This is a genomic window from Pseudomonas sp. Pseusp21, from assembly GCF_059492145.1.
This window is the reverse complement of sequence record NZ_CP168520.1, coordinates 395,906-418,148: the sequence shown is the minus strand read 5'-3', so window position 1 is coordinate 418,148 and position 22,243 is coordinate 395,906. Positions and strand designations below refer to the sequence as shown.

Annotated in this window: 17 protein-coding genes; 13 read left to right on the top strand and 4 right to left on the bottom strand. The window is 59.5% G+C overall.

Annotated features, from left to right (window positions below; translation table 11 throughout):
- The first annotated feature begins 2 nt into the window (after window positions 1–2).
- Window positions 3–4,790, top strand: a complete 4,788-nt coding sequence (locus ACEN93_RS01795; RefSeq protein ID WP_085667098.1) for a dermonecrotic toxin domain-containing protein — start codon at window positions 3–5, stop codon at window positions 4,788–4,790.
- A 48-nt stretch (window positions 4,791–4,838) separates the two neighbouring features.
- Here the strand turns inward: ACEN93_RS01795 and ACEN93_RS01790 are convergent, their stop codons facing one another.
- The gene (locus ACEN93_RS01790; RefSeq protein WP_039768157.1) at window positions 4,839–5,108 is read right to left on the bottom strand and encodes a PepSY domain-containing protein; all 270 of its coding nucleotides are present in this window, start codon (window positions 5,106–5,108) and stop codon (window positions 4,839–4,841) included.
- Window positions 5,109–5,262: 154 nt separating this feature from the next.
- Here ACEN93_RS01790 and ACEN93_RS01785 point away from each other — a divergent pair, with 154 nt between their 5' ends.
- On the top strand, window positions 5,263–6,264 hold the full coding sequence (locus ACEN93_RS01785) for a FecR family protein (RefSeq protein ID WP_039768155.1): 1,002 nt from the start codon (window positions 5,263–5,265) through the stop codon (window positions 6,262–6,264).
- A 62-nt stretch (window positions 6,265–6,326) separates the two neighbouring features.
- Here the strand turns inward: ACEN93_RS01785 and pvdQ are convergent, their stop codons facing one another.
- Entirely contained in the window at window positions 6,327–8,663 is a 2,337-nt protein-coding gene (gene pvdQ / locus ACEN93_RS01780) for a bifunctional acylase PvdQ (RefSeq protein ID WP_495610953.1), read from the bottom strand.
- A gap of 294 nt (window positions 8,664–8,957) precedes the next feature.
- Here pvdQ and ACEN93_RS01775 point away from each other — a divergent pair, with 294 nt between their 5' ends.
- Complete coding sequence (locus ACEN93_RS01775) at window positions 8,958–9,335, top strand: fe2+ zn2+ uptake regulation protein (RefSeq protein WP_074690934.1); 378 nt, start codon at window positions 8,958–8,960, stop codon at window positions 9,333–9,335.
- 18 nt (window positions 9,336–9,353) lie between these two features.
- Here ACEN93_RS01775 and ACEN93_RS01770 read toward each other — a convergent pair whose 3' ends face one another.
- Window positions 9,354–9,542, bottom strand: a complete 189-nt coding sequence (locus tag ACEN93_RS01770) for a hypothetical protein (protein ID WP_074690933.1) — start codon at window positions 9,540–9,542, stop codon at window positions 9,354–9,356.
- Between the two features lie 157 nt (window positions 9,543–9,699).
- Here ACEN93_RS01770 and ACEN93_RS01765 point away from each other — a divergent pair, with 157 nt between their 5' ends.
- The 6 genes from ACEN93_RS01765 to ACEN93_RS01740 all read left to right on the top strand — a co-directional run bounded on the left by ACEN93_RS01765 (window position 9,700) and on the right by ACEN93_RS01740 (window position 17,134).
- Window positions 9,700–9,840, top strand: a complete 141-nt coding sequence (locus ACEN93_RS01765) for a hypothetical protein (protein WP_166742317.1) — start codon at window positions 9,700–9,702, stop codon at window positions 9,838–9,840.
- A gap of 262 nt (window positions 9,841–10,102) precedes the next feature.
- Window positions 10,103–11,362 carry an MFS transporter gene (locus tag ACEN93_RS01760; RefSeq protein ID WP_074690932.1) on the top strand — a complete coding sequence of 420 codons (1,260 nt, stop codon included), beginning with the start codon at window positions 10,103–10,105 and terminating at the stop codon, window positions 11,360–11,362.
- The gene (locus ACEN93_RS01755) at window positions 11,362–12,492 is read left to right on the top strand and encodes a LuxE/PaaK family acyltransferase (RefSeq protein WP_103386146.1); all 1,131 of its coding nucleotides are present in this window, start codon (window positions 11,362–11,364) and stop codon (window positions 12,490–12,492) included. The genes ACEN93_RS01760 and ACEN93_RS01755 overlap by 1 nt, the downstream gene beginning before the upstream one ends.
- Window position 12,493: 1 nt before the next feature.
- Window positions 12,494–14,944: an aldehyde dehydrogenase family protein gene (locus tag ACEN93_RS01750; RefSeq protein ID WP_495610952.1), complete on the top strand. Its 2,451-nt coding sequence runs from the start codon at window positions 12,494–12,496 to the stop codon at window positions 14,942–14,944.
- Window positions 14,928–16,217, top strand: coding sequence for a phenylacetate--CoA ligase family protein (locus ACEN93_RS01745; protein WP_039768144.1), 1,290 nt, complete (start codon window positions 14,928–14,930; stop codon window positions 16,215–16,217). Before ACEN93_RS01750 ends, ACEN93_RS01745 begins: the two co-directional genes overlap by 17 nt.
- The gene (locus ACEN93_RS01740; RefSeq protein WP_074690929.1) at window positions 16,217–17,134 is read left to right on the top strand and encodes a GNAT family N-acetyltransferase; all 918 of its coding nucleotides are present in this window, start codon (window positions 16,217–16,219) and stop codon (window positions 17,132–17,134) included. Before ACEN93_RS01745 ends, ACEN93_RS01740 begins: the two co-directional genes overlap by 1 nt.
- 40 nt (window positions 17,135–17,174) lie before the next feature.
- On the opposite strand, the gene ACEN93_RS01735 is transcribed toward ACEN93_RS01740, so the two are convergent.
- On the bottom strand, window positions 17,175–17,708 hold the full coding sequence (locus ACEN93_RS01735) for a hypothetical protein (protein ID WP_039768142.1): 534 nt from the start codon (window positions 17,706–17,708) through the stop codon (window positions 17,175–17,177).
- A 382-nt stretch (window positions 17,709–18,090) separates the two neighbouring features.
- On the opposite strand from ACEN93_RS01735, the gene ACEN93_RS01730 reads away from it, so the two are divergent.
- The 4 genes from ACEN93_RS01730 to ACEN93_RS01715 all read left to right on the top strand — a co-directional run bounded on the left by ACEN93_RS01730 (window position 18,091) and on the right by ACEN93_RS01715 (window position 22,238).
- A complete protein-coding gene (locus ACEN93_RS01730; RefSeq protein WP_085667104.1) occupies window positions 18,091–20,082 on the top strand; it encodes a methyl-accepting chemotaxis protein in 1,992 nt (663 codons plus the stop codon).
- A gap of 164 nt (window positions 20,083–20,246) precedes the next feature.
- On the top strand, window positions 20,247–20,693 hold the full coding sequence (locus ACEN93_RS01725; RefSeq protein ID WP_007957572.1) for a DUF411 domain-containing protein: 447 nt from the start codon (window positions 20,247–20,249) through the stop codon (window positions 20,691–20,693).
- Window positions 20,693–21,127: a YqaA family protein gene (locus ACEN93_RS01720; protein WP_495610951.1), complete on the top strand. Its 435-nt coding sequence runs from the start codon at window positions 20,693–20,695 to the stop codon at window positions 21,125–21,127. Before ACEN93_RS01725 ends, ACEN93_RS01720 begins: the two co-directional genes overlap by 1 nt.
- Window positions 21,128–21,212: 85 nt before the next feature.
- Window positions 21,213–22,238, top strand: a complete 1,026-nt coding sequence (locus tag ACEN93_RS01715; RefSeq protein WP_085611706.1) for an alpha/beta fold hydrolase — start codon at window positions 21,213–21,215, stop codon at window positions 22,236–22,238.
- Window positions 22,239–22,243 lie beyond the last annotated feature (5 nt).

The window sequence follows — 22,243 nt, the reverse complement described above, 5'->3', positions numbered from 1 at the left end:
AGATGTCAGCCCCCACTCCACCGTTGTTATTCCCCGAAACCTTTGACTCACCGGGTCTGTGGCCCAAACTGGGCAAGGCCCATGGCTTGAGTGAAAAGGATTTCCGATGGCTCGCCCATGCCAGGCTGACGTCCGACGCCCTGCGCCGCCAGCAAGACCCGCCGATGGTGATAGAGCGTCTTCTGCTTCACGCTGCCGAAGTGCAGCCGTTGCCGTTGGCTGGCGCGTTTGTCATCGGTGAAACGCCGGACGACAAGGGGCTGATCCTCTATACCCCACAGGCGGGCATCCAGAAGTTCCCCAACCGTACCGATTTGAAAGAGCGGCTCGAACAACGGCTCAACGACGTCGATGAGCAAGACAGACTGCTGCCATTTCTGGCCCTGCCACTGCGCCAGCGGTTGCAGGATGCGAAGCGTATTTCAATAACGTTCACCAACCTCAAAGGCGATGCCTTCGCCGAGCAATCGGCGGACTTTCAACAGTGCCTGCTGCTGAACGCCGAAATGATGTGCGAAGAGCTGAAAAAACTTCCGACACTCAGACAGCTTCTGGATGCGGTGCTGGATGAGCTGCTCAAGCCTCATTTCAGGTCACTGTCGCAAAGCCGCACCCAGGTCAGCTTCGATCGAACCGCTGGAGACCGTGACGAAAGACAACGCATGAGCGACGGTCATTGGTTCGACTTCATGAGTCTGAGTGATGCGGTACTGACCTATTACCGCCACCAGAACTGGCCAACCGCGCAACCACCGCGCTTTTCCAATCCGGGCAGGACCCCGGCGACCGGTGATCAGGCACAGTGGGAAAACGCTGTGAAACAGGCCGCAAACAAACTGCCTGCGCTGTTGTTCCGGCACCTGGAGCGTTATTGGGATGCGCCATCCGCTCTCGGAATGTCGCGACGTACCCTCTTTGGCCAGGCGCTGGGAGATCAGGCACATAACGAATGGATGTCCAGGCGCGAAAGCGGTGTCATCGATGCCGGTCAATTCAACACGCTGCAGCAATTGATTCGACCGGTCACTCAGGCCGTTCACTTTCCAGTCGTGGAAAACGTACGTTTCTGGGAGCGCGAAGCCAATTTTGTAGAACTGGCGGGCTCACTGATGATCAGTGAGCCTCATGCCTTCCTCTACACGCCCGCTCAAGGGTTGCAATTGCTCAAGGATTACAGGGACCTCAAGGATACGCTGAAGGCAAAATTCCTCGCCAAGGGCCACGAAGACGAACTCTATGGGCTGCTGAGCCTGGAAGAACGCAATCGTTTTCTCGGCTTCGGACAACCGCAGGTGTCCGGCGAGCGGCTTGTCGGTGACATTTTCAGAATTCTGTTCGAGTCAATCATCACCAAACAACGGCAGAACATCGAATATGCGCTGCAAGTCTTTCGCCACAGCGACGGGGCCGTGAACCTGCATGCGCTGTTCGACAAGAGCCTGGACATCCGCTCGATGATCCACGCTCAGTTGCAGAAAATCGATACAGGGGGACGGTGGAGCACGCACCCGGTGATCTCCGGCAACCAGCAACCTTCCATGGTGCTGGCGGACAAGGCGCTTGCAGCGATCAAGACATTCGATTCGGTGGCTGCGCCCATCCTCAAGCAACTGAGGGCTCAACCGATGGCGAATCTGGCGATCCAGCGCTACTGGCTCGAGCGCCTGAAACCGGATCTGGCACAGGCATGGTTTCTGGGGGTCAACGGCGAGGCCCGACTCAGATTGCTCAATGGGTCCCTGAATGCCTCGATGCAGGCCATAGTCAGCAATGTCATCAATGCCGATCAGCCGAGTCGTGCACAGCGCTCCGCCCTCAATGGCTTCCGCCCGGATGCCTACACGTTGACGCTCGAGTGTTCCGCCCATCCGACGCCGGTGCCCTTGGCCCATTGCGTCTTCATCACCGAGCGGGGCGGGCTCGATGAACAGCACTCGGGCCGCGCCGTGTTGTGGACGCCCGCCCTCGGGCTGGAAGTTTTCGATACCGTAGCCATTGCCCGGCAGGTATTGAAACGGCGCCTGAACGACGGCGACCAACGCCTCTTACTGCTGGAAAACATCGTGCCTTCGCAATACCTGCCTCATCAACGGTACAGCCTTGGCCCATTTCAATATATCCATGGCAATGTGTTGCAGGAGTGCATGCAGTCCACCATCGGCCACTATCTGGATCGCTGCCAACAAGTGCGTGAACGGGTCAAGGACACCAAACGCCGTGACAAGGCGCTGGAAAAACTGCGTGATGTTTGCCTGGCCGACAATCTGTCCTTGGCCAGCGCGCACGCCCGGGCGATTGCCACTCAGCAGACACTTCCCGCCTGGCTGGGGATGGCCCCGGTCCAGGAGCAAAAACGGCATGTGGAGATACTGGAACAGTGGTATCGAAGCGTCACTGACGACGAGGATTACCTGTCCGGCATACCCTCACTGGTCAGTCATGTCGAGCAGACACTGAAATCGATGCTCGACAGCCGGTTTCCAGACAGTCGTCTGGACCCGCATGAGATTGAAATCACCCCCAGCCTGGCATTGGCCGGCCCCGCGCGATCACTGGTCGAATTTGCCCTGAATCACATCAACGTCGCCCAAGGCACCCGTTTCAGTATCACCTCGAAAAACGCCACCACCTTGCCCACCACACTGGACCACAGCGCCGTGACGCAAATGCTGCTGTCACTGGAGATACCCACCACCTATGCCCGCAAAGTGGTCAGCGCGTTGTCGGCGAGCGACCCCGGAAGCCATAAACGCAAGCAACGTTTTTTCCGTCAGTTGCCTTGGCAGCTGCTGCAACACGCCCACGCAGCAAAACTGCAGCAACATCTGTCAGGCAGTGCCTTTGGTCTGATTCAGCAGGTACTGGACATGCCCGATGCCCTTGCCCGAGCAGCGGTGCAAGACGCACATGCCATCGCTTGCCCGCTGGCGCTGATCAAGACTGCCGGAGCCACCGCCGTATCCGTGCAGGGGATATACGTTTTTACTCCAGGCGGCGGGCACAAGGGTCCCCTGGTGCTCTATGCGCCGTATGCCGAGCAGATCTTCCAGGAGTTCGAAGACGAAAAAAAACTGATTGCAGCCCTCAACATGCCGGGGCTGCTACAAAACCTGCTGCTGCGGCGACTGCCTGACAGCGAGCGCGCGATATTTCGCAACCTGCTGGCGTCTTCCATGGGTCAAACCAGCGAGATGAAGCTCGCCATCAAGGCAATTGAAGGGAATCTGCTGGAACACTTCTACAACGACAACCTCATGCTTCTGGAACAGCATTTGAACGCCCAGAAAAAAACGGACTCGGCGTTCGATTGGGAGACGGCGAAGACCCTGTTCAGCCAGCAGATCAGACGGCTCAGCGGTGTATTGCCGGGCAAACTTGGCTTCATTCCCATTCTCTGGAAAGCCTATGACGCGTTCAAGGATTCCGCCGAGGCCCTGCAGAATCACCGTTGGAAACGGGCACTCAAATCATTTGTCCAGGGCGCAGCACAAATGGTGCAAGTGGGTCTGCTTCCGCAAATATCGGGCGAAACCACAACGGTAGCAGGACAGGTAAAAGAAACCGTCGTATCAGGCCTGGCCGACATCGATCTGACTTCGCCCGGACGCACATCGTTGCAATCGTTCGAGGTGACAGACATCGCACTCAAGGATCTGAAGCTCAGCCCGAACCAGGGCACTTACCTGCAGGTATCGCGCAACCGCGATTTTGCTGCGGTTGATGGCAAGGTTTATCAGGTCGTCAAAAACGGTAACGCCTGGCGTTTGGCAAACGCTGGGGCCAAGGGGCCGCTGTTCCAGAAGACCGGCCCTCGCATGGTGCGAATCGCTGATGACCAGATCGTCCACTACGGCCAGGCGTTCGGCAGAATGATCGAACGCAATAGCCTCGCGAACCTGCGCCGCATCATGCTGAATATCGAGGCGCAGGGAATGGATGAAATCCGAGTCAGGTTTCCTCTGAAAGCCCGGGCGCTGGTGAATGCAATCGACCTGGCCCGACGCTACGCCTTCTATTGTCTGCATAACCTGGTCCCGCTCGCCAACGGCGCCATCCATTCGCGGGTGAACAGCTTCCTGAAGGACTTCTTCAATGTGCCAAAGATCACACCCGCAATTCTCACAAGGATCAGCGAGGCGATTGTGCCCATCTGCAATGCGCTGGTGGACCCAGCCGATGAGTTACTCAATACCGACCGGTTCGTTGTCGGCTCGAACAAATTGCTGCATGACGTCATCGCATTTGTACTGGAAGGCGATACAGAAAAACGCGTGCATTTCACCGAGCACTTTTTCCAACAGCAGCTGGATCATTACAAACTCTTCATGCTTGAGCAGTTCGATGTAGATGGCCATGCGCAGGCGTCGACGTTGATACACGAGTTTTCCCATCAATTCAGCAAGGCGCTGGATATCGCTACCCTCAGGGCGCGGGAACCGTTCATAGAGTTGATATCAACGATTACGACCGAGGGTAAGAAGCTGTACAACGAACTTGACTCCGAGCAGCGTTCAGCCTTGTCGCTCAGCACGCCCCGCTCACAATTGTTCGCGCAATGGAACACCGTTCTAAAGACTTGGGTCGATGTCGACAAAGTGCCCGGCATGGAACTGATCCACACGGAAATCCTGCGGTTGACCGGTACGCAGAATCTTCGGCAGGCGCGTGATGCATTTCTCGACCAGCAGTCTCCGGACGCCCGTATCGCTGTCATCCTGCGTAACGCCGATTCGATAGCCCGCCTGATTTGTGAAGTCGGGCGTCAGCTGGATCCCGTGCCGGCCCCGTAGAATCTGGAAAAATGCGCAGGTTCAACACCTGCGCAACTGCGTTCGGGATCAGTCCTTCTGATCGCGCAGGACGTTGCCCGATGCGCCATCGATACGGAATTCGTACACCGCGCCATCAGCCTTGCGCCCTTCCCCTTTCCAATAGCCGTCGTTGTCGGCCTCGATTTCGTAGACCTCGACATATCCGGCCTTGGTTTTTACGGTTTCGATGGCCTTTTCGATGGTGATCCATCCTGCGCCCGGGCGGTCGGCCAGCGCCGCGCCGGCACTCAGGAGACTGGCGGTAGCGACGAAAGCAGCCAAGGTTCTTTTGATCATTTTTTCACTCCATTTGTGGATAGTGTTAATGGGATGTCCTGGTTTTTGGGGGATCCTGGCGTTAAAAAGTTCCACGTTTGATGGGTAAATGACATGACGCTTGTTCTCGGCACCTTCCCCTCAAGGTTAGAATGCGGGAAATCAGGACGAGTCAATGACCCAGAACACTCTCTCGGAAGCCGATTACGATGCGATCACCGATGCCGCCGCGCATTGGTGCATGCGCCTGCACGCCGTCGATTGCACCAACGAAGAGCGCCAGGCGTTCGAGCAATGGCGCAATGCACACCCGCTTCACGCGTTCGAGTATGAGGCGATGCTGGAGATATGGGACGTCGCCGAGCACCTGCCGCGTCCGGAAACTGCACCGGTCTTGCCGATTCGCCAACCGGTCAGATCGTGGCGCCAGTACGCCGTGGCGGCTTCTGTCTGTGCACTGGCTTTGCCGCTGGCGGCCTGGACCGGATGGAACCTCGGCTGGCTGCCTGACAGCTATCAGCATTTCGCGGCCACCGACAATGTCCGCCATGTCACCCTGGAGGACGGCAGCCAGGTCGAGCTGAACCTCAACACCGAGCTGACCTTCAGCAATTACAAGGACGAGCGTCACGTTACCCTGAAGAAAGGCGAGGCGTTTTTCGAAGTCAGCCACGACCTGAACCACCCGTTCATCGTCAGGGCCGCCGAAGGCAGGATTCGCGTCACCGGCACCCGCTTCAATGTCTGGATGTATGAGGATCAGGTGAAAGTCAACCTGATCGAGGGCTCTGTGCTGGTCACCGGCAATTCCCGTCTGGGCGGTGACGGCTTGCGTCTGGGCCCCTCGATGCAGGCACGCTACAGACACGGCGACGACATCCCGCAAATCAGCCAGACCTATGCCAATGACAACTCGCTGGCCTGGCGCAGCGGCAAACTGGTGCTCGACAACCTGTCGCTGAACGAAGCGTTACCGCAAATCAACCGGTATCTGGACAAACCCTTGATGCTGGCCGACAACGCCACCGGTTCGATCCGCGTCGGCGGCATTTACAACATCAAGGAGCTGAACAGCTTCGCCAGTTCTTTGCCGAAAGTGTTGCCGGTGTTCCTGACCCGCAACAAGGACGGCAACCCGGTGATCAACCCGATCCCCCAGCAACCGCCAAAAAACTGAAGGCCGTTCCCGTGAGGGAGCGGCCTTCTGCCTTTGCGACTGTCGACGGATTAAACCGCTGATTACTGCGCTGCGACTTTCCCCGCCTTTTCCAGATCATCGCGCACGGTCTGCACCTGATACTGCGGATCGGCCTTGATCTGCTGTTCGGTGAAAGGCAACACGCTCCACTGCTTCTTCGAGAAAGCCTCGGTCTGATCCCGGGAATACTTCGACGCCGGATCGCTGGACAGCGAAAACGCCAGCAAGCCCTGGGCATGCGGACCTTTATCGTCGAACGTTACGACTTGCAGATAACTGGTCCCGCTGACCACTTCCAGCTTGCCGTCTTCACGAGGCACGCTCTGGATGGCGTTGTAGATGCCCAGCGTGCCGGGACCACCGTGAATCGGCGTTTGCTGGCCACCACTGCTGACCACCTGCACATCGCCCCAACGGGTTTTCTCGGTCAGGCCCATTTTGGCGGCAGTTTCGGCCGACGCCAGCATCGCCTCGCGCAATGCTTTGGCCACTTCGGGCTTTTCAACGGCCAATCCACGCGGGGTGCGCTGCGCATCCTTCGGATCGAACGCCACGCGCCAGGCCTGCGGCGACTCCTGCATCGCTTGCATGATGCTCTGGAAATGCACCAGCCCGACGCCCGACTCCAGATTCGCCCGGCCGTCCCACGCTTTCAGGCTGCTGCACACCGATTTCAGCGCCGCTTCAGACTGAGAAGCGCAGAATTTCAACAGATCCGGTACGACCTGAGTCGCCAGAAACACCTGATCGTCCATCACCATGTGTTGCAGATCCTGCACCGACACCGGGCCTTTCTTGCTCAGGGTCGCCAGTCGATCAAGCGCAAAACGCGAACGCAGGCCCAGTGGCTGGCCGTCCTGACTGATCAACGGCGAAAAACCGGTCAGCGGTTGTGCCGGGTTGGCAAGCCAGGCCGAATCGTTGGAGTGCTGAACGAAGTCCTTGCGCAACAGCTGCGGCAATTGGCTGGAAGCGTAAATGCCCTTCTGCACGGCTTGCGGGTCGATGTCCCAGGTGCAGGCGCTGTTGGAACCGTCGAGCACGATCATTTTCAGACCAGCGCGCGGGTCGCTGCACCTGGCCAGTTTGTCGGCACTGACGTTCGGCACCACCGACAGGTTCATGTACAGCGTCTGGCCCTTGTCGTCCACGGCCAGGGTGTTGACCCACGGGATGCCCTGAATGGTGTGCACCGAATCCTGCAGATCCTTGAGATTGCCGGCGCGGTTCATGGCATACCACTGTTTCAGCACCCGATCATTGTCGAGGTTCGCATCGCGCAGGCTATAGGCGTACTGGTTGTCCCAGTCGAGCTTGCCGGGCCACTGCACGATCGGGCCGAACTGTGAGCTGTAGACGTCACGAGAAACCGGCACCACCTGGCCGTCAGCCTGTTTGACCTGCACGGTGACCGTCTGCTTGTTCATCGGCAGGGACTGGCCGTCGAGCAGGTAACGGGTCGGATCCTTCGGATCGAGTTGCAGGCGATAAAGGGTGAAATGCTTGGACGAATCGACGGTGTGGGTCCAGGCCAGATGCTGGTTGAAACCGATGTTGATCATTGGCAGACCCGGCAGCGCCGCGCCCATCACATCCAGTTTGCCCGGAATGGTCAGGTGCATCTGATAGAAGCGCATGCCGCCGACCCACGGGAAATGCGGGTTGGCCAGCAGCATGCCGCGGCCATTGAACGAACGCTCGCTGCCCACCGCCACCGCGTTGCTGCCACGGTCCAGTGCGAAGCGTTGCAGGCGCGTGTCCGCCAGTTGATAGGCCCGCGCATCGTTTTCAATCTTCGCAGTGGCCTGCGGCGGAGTAGCACCCGCCAGGGCTTCGGCAAACTGACCGACACCGCCCTCGACCAGCAGGCGACGGGTCAGCTTCACCAGATCTTCGGCGGCGATATCGCGCACCCATTCGCCCTGGCACTGTTGCGGCAGGCCCTGCTGGCGACGTTCGGCCAGGTACCGGTTGTAGCCGGCGGCATAACCGTCCACCAGATCACGCACTTCGACCGGCTGCGCTTGCCAGAAGGCACTGACTGCCTGCGGCGTATTGAGCCATTGGAAAAAGACGTCGCTGACACGGTTCTCGCGCTCTTCGACCGTCAATTGTTCCGGCCCGAAGTAGCGCGAACGCTCGCCGTTGACCGTGACGATCTCGTTGGCCAGCAGGCACAGATTGTCCTGCGCATAGGCGTAACCGATACCGAACCCGAGACCGCGTTCGTTTTCCGCACGGATGTGCGGTACGCCAAAACCGGTGCGACGGATATCCGCGCCGGTCTGGCCGGAAGGACTGAACGCCTGTGCCGGCAGACTCAGCCCGAGAAAGAGGCCGGCAAGGGTCAGTCCGGTGAAATGCCTGGAAATAGTCACGCTCGCTCCTGATCGAAATGCCGAAGAGCGAACCGCCCGCCTCCGTGAACACGTCGGGCCCGGCTCGCTCTGAAATCACTCACGCGTCACGCGCAATGAGCCTGTCCAGAAAACGAAGCCGCGGGAAAAAAATTTAGTCGGTCACACACCCGTTTCGTGCCGCAATCACGGGGAAAAGACAAAACCACGACAAATTTTCTACATTTTCCGCTTCATGATTTGTCGAGCTGAAACGTCTTGTTTAGAGAGAGCACGAAAAACCTTTCCTGATCAGGCTCTGAAAGGAGTAATCGCATGTACAACCCACCCCTACCATCGGAAGGTAGCCAGACCCCACAAGGAGCGCACATGGGTTCACACGCCGACGTATTCGGGCAACGGGTCGAGCGTCACGGCAATGAACGCATCCGTATGCTGCTTAAAAGCTTCGGCCTGCGCACCAGCCTGATTCGCCTCAAAGTCATCGACACCCTGCTGGTCGCCGCCGAGGACGACCGTCGTCTTGGTGTGCGTGGTGTTCACAGCCAGTTGCTGGATCTGGACATTCCCTTGTCCTTTCTCAGCGTACGTGAAGTGCTCAAGCGCCTGTGCGCCGAAGGCGTGATCACGTTCAACGACGACAAGAGCTACAGCCTCCACCCCCAGGCTGCCGCCGTGCTCAACCACGATTGAAGCACGCGGCAGACGCTGTCAGGGCTTGACCTTGCGGCGCATCACGCCGTTGATTACCACAACCACCACCGCCACACCGATGGCGATGTACTGAAATGTTTGCTCGCTGAGCTTGCCGGCGTTTTGCAGCCAGGACAGGCCGAGCATGATCAGCAGTACGACAAGGGCAATCAGAATCGAATATTTCAAGCGTTGCTTCTGGGTCATTACAGGTTCCTGAACCGTTGGAATGTATCGGGTTTGTATCGGGGTTGATGCCATGCGCATACCGTTTGACGGGGATGCGCCGCTGTAAACGGGGTCTCATGTTACAGCCGATGAAGAGCTTTGGCTTCAAACGGCATTAACCATGAGGATCCTTGAAATGCTGCGTCGAATCACCTGGCTGATTCCTATCCTTGCACTGCTTACCCTGAGCGGCTGCATCATCTTTCCCCACGGCGGCTGGCATGGCGATCATCGCCACTATGCGCCGCAAGGTCCGGGCTACTATTACCATCGTTGATTCAACTCGCGGGAAGGATGCCAGCGTCCCTTCACTCAAATGCAACAACTGATTTAGTGTCAGCCGAAATGCCCACAGGAATGTGGGCATTTTTCTTAAGACTCTATTCATTATCTTGTCAGGCAATTCGCCCTTGCGAGTAGGCATCCCGACTTGTGCAACATCACGCAACCCCCCGTCATAGAGCGTCACAGCATTCATGTAGGAACAGTCTGACCCCGCCTCTACCCTTTGCGCTCTCTCTCGAATCTCGTGGAAGCGTATGCAAAGGACTCTCATCAATCTCTCGCCCCGACAAGCGCTCGGGTTCTGCCTCGCCATCATGCTGTTCGAATGGCTGACCTACATGGCCAGCGACATGGTCATGCCGGCGATGCTGACCGTCACTCGGGATCTTGAAGCCGATGCCCGTCATATCCCCAACGCGTTCAATCTTTACCTGATCGGCGGTGCGTGCCTGCAGTGGCTGATCGGACCTCTGTCCGACCGGTTCGGTCGACGCCGGTTGTTGCTGGCAGGTTGCGCACTGTTCAGCGCAATGTGCGCAGCGACAGTGCTCGCGCCCGGCATTGAAACGTTCAACGCGTTACGGCTGCTGCAAGGCATGGGACTGGGCTTTGTGGTGGCTGTCAGCTATCCCGCGCTTTCAGAAGTATTCTGCGAAGCTGATGCCGTACGCCTGATGGCGCTGCTCGGCAATGTGGCGCTGCTTTCGCCGCTGATCGGTCCCCTGCTGGGCAGCCTGTTGCTGGAATGGCTCAGCTGGCGCGAACTGTTTATCGGCCTGGCCACGGTTGCGGTACTTGCATGGACCGGACTGTACGTCTGCATGCCCGAAACCATCGGCGTGGTCCGTCGTGATGGTACTCAGCAAGCGCCTGTAGCCTTTTCTCTTGGTCAGATCGGTGCTCGATACCTTGCGTTGTCGCGCAACAAAAACTTTCTCGGGACCTGCGTTGCACTTGGCCTGATGAGCCTGCCGCTGATCGCCTGGATCGGTCTTGCACCGCTGTTGCTGATCCAGTCACTGGGGCTGACAACGCGGGAATATGCCCTGTGGCAGATACCGGTCTTTTCAGCCGTCATTCTCGGCAATCTGATTCTCGACCGGTTGCTGCCCACACGTGAATTGCCGCAATTGATTCGCCTGGCACTGTGGCCGTACTGCCTGGGGCTGCTGACCCTGGTGGCAGTCGCCATGACCAGCCTCCCTCTGATCGCGCTGATTGCCGGCCTCGCGCTGTACGCCGTAGGCCTGGGCATGAGCAACGCGGCTCTGTATCGGTTGGCGCTGTTTTGCAGCGATGACAGCAAAGGTCTGGTTTCGGCCGCGATCGGCATGATTTCGATTGCCGTGATGGGTGCCGGTGGATCGTTGATTGCCGCTGTCGGCGGCGGCCATCGCCTCGAATTCTTCGCGCTGTGGGCCGCACTCGGCGGCCTGCTGTCCCTGCCCTTGCTCAATCGGTTTCTGCCTGCTGCGCCAAGGCCGACCGTTCAACATAACGATAAGGACGTCTGATGTTCCATTTCCCCAACAGCGACGCGCTCTGCGCGTTGACGCAACCCTATTGCCCGGATTCCGTGCCAGACGGGCTGTTCGACCAGGCCATGACCGAGATCAGCCGTTTCCACAGCCAGCACACCCCGGGCTACGAGCACTGGCTGAAAGCCAACGGGCTGACCGTGGACGATCTGGACAGACTCGACGACTGGTCGCATCTACCGCCGATTTTCGCCAGCTTTTTCAAGCAGCACCCATTGCTCAGCCCCACCGGTACCCACGCGCTGGAGCTGACCTCCTCAGGCACCAGCGGGCAGAAAAGCCGCATGCGTTACGACGAACGCAGCCTGAGCGCCGCCCAGTACATGGTCGAACGCATCTTTCACCATTATGGCTGGAACAACCCGCAAACCCCGTGCAACTACTTGCTCTTGAGCTACGAGCCCGAGGGCACGATCAGCCTGGGAACCTCCTTTACCGACCAGTTCCTGTGCCGGTTCGCGCCCGTCAACCGGGTGACCTACGCCCTGCGCCATACCGGCAGCGGCCATGAGTTCGACAGTTTCGGCGTTATTGCAGCGCTGCAATCATTCGCCGAAGAAGGACTGCCGGTGCGGATTCTCGGCTTTCCCGCCTTTCTCTGGCAGACCCTTGAACGCATGCGAGCCACCGGCGTTCGCGAACTGCAACTGGCACCGGACTCGTTGGCGCTCTTCGGGGGTGGCTGGAAAACCCATGCCGCGCAGGAAATTCCCCGTCAACAACTGTACGAGCGCATGCACCGACAACTGGGGCTCCAAGTCACCCGCTGCCGCGACGGTTACGGCGCGGTCGAGCATCCGGTGCCTTACCTTGAATGTGCTCATCATCATTTCCATGTTCCCGTCTATTCGAAGGTCTTCGTGCGCAATCCATCCGATTTCACGGTTCTGCCGTATGGCCGTCAGGGCTTGCTGAGTTTCGTTTCGCCTTACATTTCATCGAGTCCGGCCCATGCGGTAGTCATGAGCGATCTCGCCACCCTGCATCCGGGCGCCAATTGTGGCTGTGGTCTGTCTGCAGACTGGTTCGAATTGCACGGCCGCGCCGCGACCACGGCCGGCAGAAGCTGCGCCATGGCCGCTTCCGAATTGCTGGGGAGGCACTGACATGTACCTGATCAACGGACAGCTGCATGCCGACTGCCGGCTCGCCGATGCACTGGATCAACTGAACCTGGACCTGCCACAGCGCCTGGGTACGGCACTCCGGCGTGCGACAGTCATCGATGCGGTGGCCGCTTTCGCCACACGACTGCAAGATCCGGATTTCAATCGGCACCTCGATCCCGACCACCGGCAGTCCCTGATCCAGTTCTGCCAGCCTGAGGCGTTGAACCGCAAGCTGACACGCGAGCTGGGTGAGCAACCGGATACCTTGCGCCGCATCGACTACCGCCAATCACGCTTCGAACGCTGGAGCCCGCTGGGCCTGGTGGTTCACATCACGCCAGGCAATGCGCCCCTGCTGGCGTTCTGCGCCGTGATCGAAAGCCTGCTGGCCGGCAACGTCAATTGGCTACGTCCCAGCAGCAGTGACGAAGGACTGACAGCCCGATTGCTGCATGCATTGGCGCAGTGCGACGCTACCGGTCAAATAGCCGGCCACGTCGCGGTCATCCCGGCAACGACTGCGCAAATCGGCCAACTGTGCCAATGGGCCAACGGCGTCTCCGCCTGGGGCGGGGAAGCGGCCCTGCAAGCCATCCGTCAACAACTCCCGGCAGGATGCCGCTGGATCGACTGGGGTCATCGGATCAGCTTTGTTTACCTGACGCCTCAGAGCGCGTCGCCAGAGGCGCTGGATGCGCTGGCAGACGAAGTCTGTCGTCTCGATCAACAGGCCTGCTCCAGCCCGCAATGGCTGCTGGTGGACAGCGATGACGAGGCTGATCTGCGCAGTATCGGCGATGCTCTGGCAGAGGCGTTCGACCGTCGGGCACACCAATGGCCGACCCTGACGCCTTCAATTCAGGAGGCTTCGCAAATCACCACAGTGAAGGCGATGGCGCAACTGGCTCACAGCTTTGTCGGCACCACCGGTCACGTCTGGGAGGCACCAGGCTGGCGGGTGATCTGGACGCATGACCGCCAACTCGGTCCCTCGCCGCTGTTTCGCACTGTGCTGCTCAAACCGCTGCCCCGCGCACAAATCACCCGTACGCTGTTGCCCTGGCGAAACGCGCTGCAAAGCTGCGCCCTGATCTGCACCGAACACGAGACGGCAGAATTGACGCAAACGTTGATTTCGGCGGGCGTCACGCGAATCGCCCCCGCGGTATCGATTCACGAAGGTTACGAAGGCGAACCCCACGACGGTGTCTATGCCTTGCAGCGCCTGAGTCGACGGGTGTCGGTCAGCCTGCCGGTTGCGATGCTGTCTACCTGTGCCACGCTTGATCCGCTACCGGCGCCGCCGTGCATCGCAGGTCGCCCGATCATGAACAAGGAAACGTTTGTCACCCGCCCGATCAATCCGGCGGCCCGCCTGTACTTCCGCTCCGGGGGCAGCAGCGGCGTTCCGGTGTTGTCGGGTTTCAGTTACCGCGATTTTGATCGGCAAATGCGTGCCGCCGCCGACGGGCTGTTTGCCGCAGGCCTCGACCCGGCCCACGACCGCGTGATGAACCTGTTCTTCAGTGGCGGGCTGTATGGCGGCTTCTTCAGCTTTTCCAAAGTGCTGGAGCTACTGGGTGTCACTCATCTGCCGATGGGCGCGCCCGCCGATGATGATTACCGCGAAATCGCCCGGATGATCATCGATCAACGTGTCACCACGCTGGTCGGCATGCCTAGCACCCTCCACCGTCTGTTTATCAACGAACAAGCCCGATTGCGTGCCTACGGCGGCATCGAAAAGGTCTTTCTCGGCGGTGAACATCCCGGTGAACAGAGCCGTGCATTAATGCACAGCTGCGGTGTCAGGCTTATCCGTTCGGCCATTTACGGCAGCGTCGACGCCGGGCCGCTCGGCCATGCCTGCCCGGCAACGTCTGATGGCGTATTCCATCTGATGAGCGATATTCAACACCTGGAAATCGTCGCATTTGAAGCCGATCAGCCGGTGAATGGCGATGAAATCGGCCGTCTGGTGTTCACCTCGATAGAACGACAAGGCCAGGACGTTCAGCGATACGACCTTGGCGACAGCGGCCGCTGGATACCCGGCCGGTGTCCATGCGGGCTGCTGGCTCCACGCTTCGAGCTGCTGCAACGTCACGGCCGGCTGCTGCGCATCGGCACGGACTTCATCTGTCTGGAAACACTGGCTCGGCATCTGCAGGTCGAGTTCCAGCTGGTCCTGGAGCACGCACCCGACGGGCTGGAGCGGATGCGGTTTCGCAGTTCGCTGCCCGCCCGCGAAGTTCATGACCGCCTGCTGGATTACCCGACGCTGGCGACCCTCATCCGCACGGGACTGCTGACGGTGGACGCAGAACGCTGTGCGATCGATCAGTTCGCCCGAAACAAACACAGCGGAAAGACGCCGCAGGTGATCGACAACCGCAGCGTGGTCCCGCCCACTGACTTGCAAGGAATGCAACATGAACACAAGGATTGAGTTGAACGAGCTCGTGGCGTTTGCCCGTCGCCATTCAAGCTTTTACGCAGGCCACTTCGCTGATGTGCCCGAGCACGTCACTTCGCTGGCTGAATTGCCGGTGATCGATCCCGCTGCCTACTGGGAGGGCAGCGAGGATCTCGACCACTGGCCTGCACTGACCGGTTCTCTGGAAAACGCACTGGTATTCAAGACGGGGGGAACCACCAGCGCCGGCAAATTCTCGATTTTCCGGCGCCAGGAATGGCAAACACTGGTGACGGATTTCGGTCGCAGTCTCAGCGGCCAGTTGAACGCGGGCGACCGCATCGCCAACCTGTTTTTCGCTGGCGACCTCTACGCCAGTTTCATCTTCACCCACGATGCGCTGGCGCATGTGGAAACGGATATCGTCGAATTTCCGTTCACCGGTCATGTCGACTCGGCCATCCTCGCCGATGCCGTCGTTCGGCACCGAATCAATGTGCTGGCCGGACTGCCCGCCCATTTGCTGACCTTTGCGGCCTGGCTTGAGCAGCACGGGCGGGTACTCGAGGGCGTGACCACCCTGCTCTACGCCGGGGAAAGCCTGTTCCCGGCACAACTGCGACGATTGGGCCGTGTCTTTCCCGGTGCGCGCATTGCGTCTCTGGGCTATGCCAGTGTCGACGCCGGTTTCATCGGCGCCAGTCAACGTGACTGCGCGTTGGGCGAACATCATGCGGCTGACAACCATAGCGTGCTGGAGATTCTCGACGAAGAAACCGGAGAGGTGATTGACGGGTGCAACCGGGTGGGACGACTGGTGGTGACCAACATGACCCGTCGCTTGATGCCCTTGATTCGATATCCGGTCGGCGATCGTGCCTGTTGGCGAGAGCCCGGTAATGTTCCCCGGCGCAAATTCGCGTTGATGGGACGCTGTGCCGACAGTCAGCGGGTTCGTGTCGGCGTACTGACCCTCCTGCCTCAGGCCATCGGCCAAACCGTACAGCGGATTACCGGCAGTGAAGACTGGCAACTGGTGATCGAACAGGAAGGCACAAGGGATATTCTGCGCCTGAGCTGGGTACCGGATGCCCTGTCTGCGACGGGTGAGCAGGCAGACCGGTTACTGCACCGTGCGTTGATCGAAGCCTATCCATTGATCGAAGAATTGAGCACCGGGCATTTGCTCGAATTGCAGATCCGGCGCTGCACGATTCAGTCACTGTCACGCCATCCACGGTCAGGTAAACAGCAGCGTGTAGTCGATCTGCGGGTATACGACAATCTGCACCGGGAGGACCGTTGATGGAAACCCTGATCCTGCGCAGTTACCGTAACAGCGACGCCCGTGCCGTCAGCCAACTTTTCAGAAAGGTCTACGCCAACCAATACGCTCAGCCCCATGTTTACCTGCCGCGCATGATCACGCAGAACCATGTCGGCGGTCGCTGGCATTCATTGGTTGCGGTGTCGGAGGGGAAAATTCTGGGGCACGCGGCATTGATTCGCGACAAGGAGTCGCGCATCGCCGAACTCGCATTGAGCGTGGTGGATCCACAGAGTCGTGGCCAGAAAGTTGCCACCCGACTGAGCCGGCAATTGCTGATTCATGCCCAGGCGCTCGGATGCCACGGCGTGACGATCAAGCAGATGACCCATCATCCCTACACGCAACGGATGGCCGCCCGTCTGGGGTTTCACAACACCGGGCTGCTACCCGATCATGCCCCTTCGCCCTTTGGCGAACCGGTGCCGGAGTCGTTGGTGCTCGGCTATCTCCAGATCGACGGATACCAGCGACCGTTGCCAAGCCTCGCATGGCCGGATGGCTGTCGCGAGTTCATGCAGCAGATGGTCGACAAGTTCGGGACACGGGACAACCCATCACCCTGGGTCGGCGACCCCATACAACTGGATCAGCGCTGGGGGCGCTATGACGGCTTATTGGAATCGCTTGACGACGGATTGCTCAAGCAACTGCAGCAGTTGCCGGACCATTGGCTGATTTCGATCAGGCTCAGACTCGCGCAGGGTTTCGACAGTGCCTGGCGCCAGTTGTCGACCATGGACTTCACCTTCACCGGGCTGGCGCCCGATGAAAAAGGCTCGGGATGGCTGGCGCTGTTTCATCGCGGGTTCCAGCCAGGAACGCTGACCTTGCACTGTCCGCGGATGCAACGTCTGCAGGCAGACATGCGGCGTCGGGAACTCAATGTGCCATGAACGACGAGGCCCGCTCCGTTAACCGGGCGGGCCTGCGTGATCACGCCTTGGCGCTGACACCCTTGTCGGTAGGAGGCTTGCGCTCCCCACCCTGACCATAAGTCTGCAGGTTCTGCAGCACATAAATGGCTTTCTTGTACTCGGGGATCAACGTATTGGCGTACTTGTTGCCCTTGAGATTGTTGTTCTGGATGGTATCCAGTTGCGTTGCGAAGTACTCCAGCGCATTGAACTTGGCGTCCGGATCCTTCTGAATGCCGAAGCGATCAAACTTGTCGCCGGCGTTGAGCAGAGTAATGGACGTGACTTCGGAAATCAGGCCACGGCTGCGCAGCATTGCACTGAGGCTGCCCAATTGTTTGGCCGAAACATTGGTGGGATCGAAACCCTTGATGTTCTTGTGCAGCCCCTGCTTGTCCATCTCGGCGATGCTGATTGCGTTGGGATCGTTGCCGACCATAGCCAGCATCTGCTTGACCTTCACGCTTTGGGAAACCGGTTTGCTCGAGCTTCCTGTGTCTCGAACCAGCAAACCCGCCTTGGGTTGCCAGGCACCGGTATAGCCGATAGTCATGAGCAGGCTCCTTGCGAGGAAAACATGAAAAATTCCTTGTTGGACGACTTTTGAGTTGCCCGGAGTATCGGCCGGCAAACTAATGGCACCAACTCCTTTCTGCACTTTTTTACAATTTTCGTACATTCACGATACAAACCGACAACAGCCCCGGAAATACGGGACCAGAGCGTTCATGACAATGTGATGAAAGTGGGTTTATCGCTCTAATGTTCGGGACAGTCAGTTCTCGTGTATCAGGCCGGATACGTTCCATCGGTCGGGATTGCATCTTTTAGGACGCAAGTACCTAAAGCTTCCCGACGTCGCGACGATACGTTAGGAAACCCGCGCTGTTTTTCCCCTCCCCACAATAAGAATCCCTGCTCAAGGACCGGTTTCCATGCCCGCATTCCGCACCATTCAGGCTCGCTACACGCTGTTTCTGGTTCTGTTCATTCTGTTGTTGTCGGTGCTGACCGTGGTTGGCATCAGCCAGCTGGTCGCGCCCAAGCTGCGCCATACCGAAGAACAGGTGGTGCTCAATCGCATTGCTGAAGTGGCCGAGCAGATCCAGGGCGAACTGAACAAGGTCCAGGCGCAACAGCGCAGCATCACCCAGACCATCCCGCTGCTCGACAGCGCAGCCATCGACACCGTGTTGCCGGGGCTGGTGGATCAATACGGCGAGCTCAAAGTATTCGGCGGCGGCATCTGGCCGTTGCCCGGCCAGCGTGAGGCCGGACGCAACAAGTTCAGTACGTTCTGGCACCGTGATGCCTCCGGCAAACTGGCGGTAAACACCTTCTGGAACAGCGACGCGGCGCCCAACTATTACGACCAGAGCTGGTACAAGGGCGGCATGCAGACCCCGCGCGGCCAATGCGCGTGGGCCGCTGCCTATAAAGATGACGCCAGCGCCGAACCGCGCACCAACTGCGCCATGGCCATCCAGAAAAACGGCAGCGCCTGGGGCGTCTCGACCATCGACGTGACATTGGGCTTCTTCAACGATCTGGTGGCGCGCAAGGAAAAAGACCTCAACGCCGAAATGCTGATCGTCGAGGCCGACGGCAAGATCATCAGCAACAGCTCGCGCATCAGTGGCCCGATCGTGCTGAAGAACATCAGCGAACTGGCCGGTGGCTCGACCTTCGCCAGCCAGGTCAAGGCCGGGCTGCAAAACCGCGAGCAAGCGCAGCGCGTCGAATTCGACAACAACGGTGAAGCCAGCACGTTCTTCATGCGTCCGATCGAAGGCACCCCATGGTTCCTCGCCACCGCGCTGCCGACCAAAATGCTCACCGCCCAGCGTGACGACGTGCTCAGCAGCCTGAGCCTGTTGCAGATTCCGCTGGTGATCCTGCTGGTGCTGTTGCAGGTCTACGCGATCCGCCAACTGGTCTCACGCATGAAAGCGCTGAAAGCCAACATCGATTCGCTGTCCAGCGGCGATGCCGACCTGACCCGGCGCATCACCATTCGCGCTGAAGATGAACTCGGTGCCATCGGGCACTCGGTCAACACCTTCATCGCCTACCTGCAGAACATGATCGGCGAAGTGACCCAGGCCACCGGAGCCATGGCTTCGAGCCTCGACAACCTGCAACGCACCTCGGCGCACACCAGCCAGATTCTGCTGCGCCACGCCTCGGAAACCGACCAGACGGTTACCGCGATCAACGAAATGAGTTCGACCGCCGAAAGCGTCGCGCAAAACGCCGCCGAAACCGCCGCGTTCACCCAACGCGCCAATGAAAACGCCGATCGCTCGCGCGTGGTGGTAGGCGAAGCGTCAAGCAGCGTGGTGGCGTTGATCGACGAAGTGGCCAGCGCCACCCACAAGGTCGAAAGCATGCAGCAGGACGCCCAGCGCATCACCGAAATCCTCGGCGTGATCGGCGCCATTGCCGGCCAGACCAACCTGCTGGCGCTCAACGCTGCGATTGAAGCGGCCCGCGCCGGTGAACAGGGTCGCGGTTTTGCCGTGGTAGCGGACGAAGTACGAGCCCTCGCCGCCCGCACCCAGGCCAGCACCTCCGAAATCAACGAAATGTTGACCCGTCTGACCCAGGGCGTGAGCTCGTCGGTCAGCGCCATGGAAAACACCCAGGCCAGCTGCCAGTCGGCCGCCGATGCCACGGCGCGAGTCAACAGTGGCCTCGACGAGATGGCCGGCTCCGTCAGCCACATCAACAGCCTCAGCACCCAGATCGCCACCGCCGCCGAACAGCAAAGCGCGGTCACCGAAGAGATCAACCGCAGCATGGTGCAGATCCGCCACATGGTTGATGAGCTGGTGGAAAGCGGTCAGGCCAGCGAACTCAACACCCGCCAGTTGCTGGAAGCCAACAGCCGGGTCAGTGCGATCATGGGGCGCTTCAAGGTTCGCTGACCGTTTTGTCATCTTGCGCTCAGTGGCCTGTCAGCTTTGATCTACGATCATATTGGCAGGCCTGCCTTGTATCACTTGGAAACACTCCGTTGATGCCCGGCAGGAAAAACCGGTCAAAATGCCTTCCTTTTTTGACCGTTCCTCCTCTGAGCCGAGAGCCCTCCATGCGAAACCATCTGCGTCTGGCCGCCCTGAGCGCCCTGTTCATCTCCTCCCTGGCGCAAGCCGCCGACCTTATCCCGATCGAAGTCCACCGCGACGCCAACTGTGGCTGCTGCAAAAAGTGGATCAGCCATCTGGAAGCCAATGGCTTCAAGGTCGAAGACCACGTCGAAAGCGACATGAGCAGCTTCAAGCAGCAACACGGCGTACCGCCACGTCTGGCGTCCTGTCACACCGCCATCATCAACGGCAAATTCGTCGAGGGTCATGTACCGGCGGAACAGGTGCTGGCCCTGAGCAAGCGTGACGACCTGCTGGGCGTTGCCGCACCGGGCATGCCGATGGGCTCGCCGGGCATGGAAATGGACGGCATGAGTGATGCGTATCAAGTGATCGGCCTGAAGAAAGACGGTGCCGATGTGGTGGTGGCGGATTACCCGGCCCATTGATGGCGGCGGGTTATCTCGGGCTGTTTGTGGCCGCGTTTGGTGCGGCGACGCTGTTGCCGCTGCAATCGGAAGCCGTGCTGGTCGGGCTGCTGGTCAGCGAGCGCTATTGGCTTTGGGGGCTGCTGGCCGTGGCGACGCTGGGCAATGTCCTCGGTTCACTGGTGAACTGGTGGCTGGGGCGCGGGCTGGAACGCTTTCAGGACCGGCGCTGGTTTCCGGTCAGCCCCAGGCATATGGAGCGAGCCCGCGTTCACTATCAGCGTTACGGTCACTGGTCGTTGCTGCTCAGCTGGTTGCCGGTCATCGGCGATCCGCTGACGCTGATCGCCGGGGTCATGCGCGAACCCCTCGGGCGATTTCTGTTGATCGTCACCCTCGCCAAAGGCGCCCGCTACGGGGTGCTGGCGATGCTCACCCTCGGCTGGCTCGGTTGAACGATCGGGCCCGGGGATTGCCTGTGTTTAACGTCGCCCTAATCCGGCCGTTCCAGCATCGGCCGATTTCTTGTGGAGTTGTCCTATGTCCGTATCGCTGACCCGCTGGCTGCCCGGCCTGCTGCTGACCGCCGCCCTGCCCCTGCTCGCTCACGCCGAAGGCCCGCAATACGGCCCGCAATTGCAGGGTTTCGAGTATCCCTACACCCTCAAGCACTTTGCCTTTCAGTCTCAGGGCAAGTCGCTGCAGATGGGTTACATGGACGTCGCCGCCCACGGCAAGGCCAATGGGCGCACCGTGGTGCTGATGCACGGCAAGAATTTCTGCGGCGCGACCTGGGACAGTTCGATCAAGGCCCTGAGCGAAGCCGGCTACCGGGTGGTTGCCCCGGATCAGATCGGTTTCTGCACCTCCAGCAAACCCGATCACTACCAGTACACCTTCCAGCAATTGGCGGCCAACACCCAGCAATTGCTCAAGGCGCTGGGCATCCAGAAGGCCACCCTGCTCGGCCACTCCACCGGCGGCATGCTCGCCACCCGTTACGCGCTGCAATACCCGGATCAGGTCGAGCAACTGGCGCTGGTCAACCCGATCGGCCTCGAAGACTGGAAAGCCCTCGGCGTGCCGTATCGCAGCGTCGATCAGTGGTATCAGCGCGAATTGAAAGTCACCGCTCAGGGCATTCGCGACTATGAACGCACGACCTATTACGACGGCCGCTGGAAACCCGAATTCGACCGCTGGGTGGACATGCTCGCCGGCCTGAGCAACGGTCCGGGCAAGACTCAGGTCGCATGGAACTCGGCGCTGATCTACGACATGATCTTCACCCAGCCGGTGTACTACGAGTTCAAGGACCTGAAGATGCCGACCCTGCTGCTGATCGGCACCTCCGACACCACCGCCATCGGCAAGGACATCGCGCCGCCCGAAGTGAAGGCGAAAATCGGTCACTACGAGGTGCTTGGCAAGCAGGTGGCGAAACTGATTCCTCAGTCCACGCTGGTGGAATTCCCCGGCATGGGCCACGCCCCGCAGATGGAAGAGCCGGCGAAGTTCCACGAGGCGCTGCTGGGCTGGCTGGACAAAACCAATCCCGTTCGTTGAAGAGG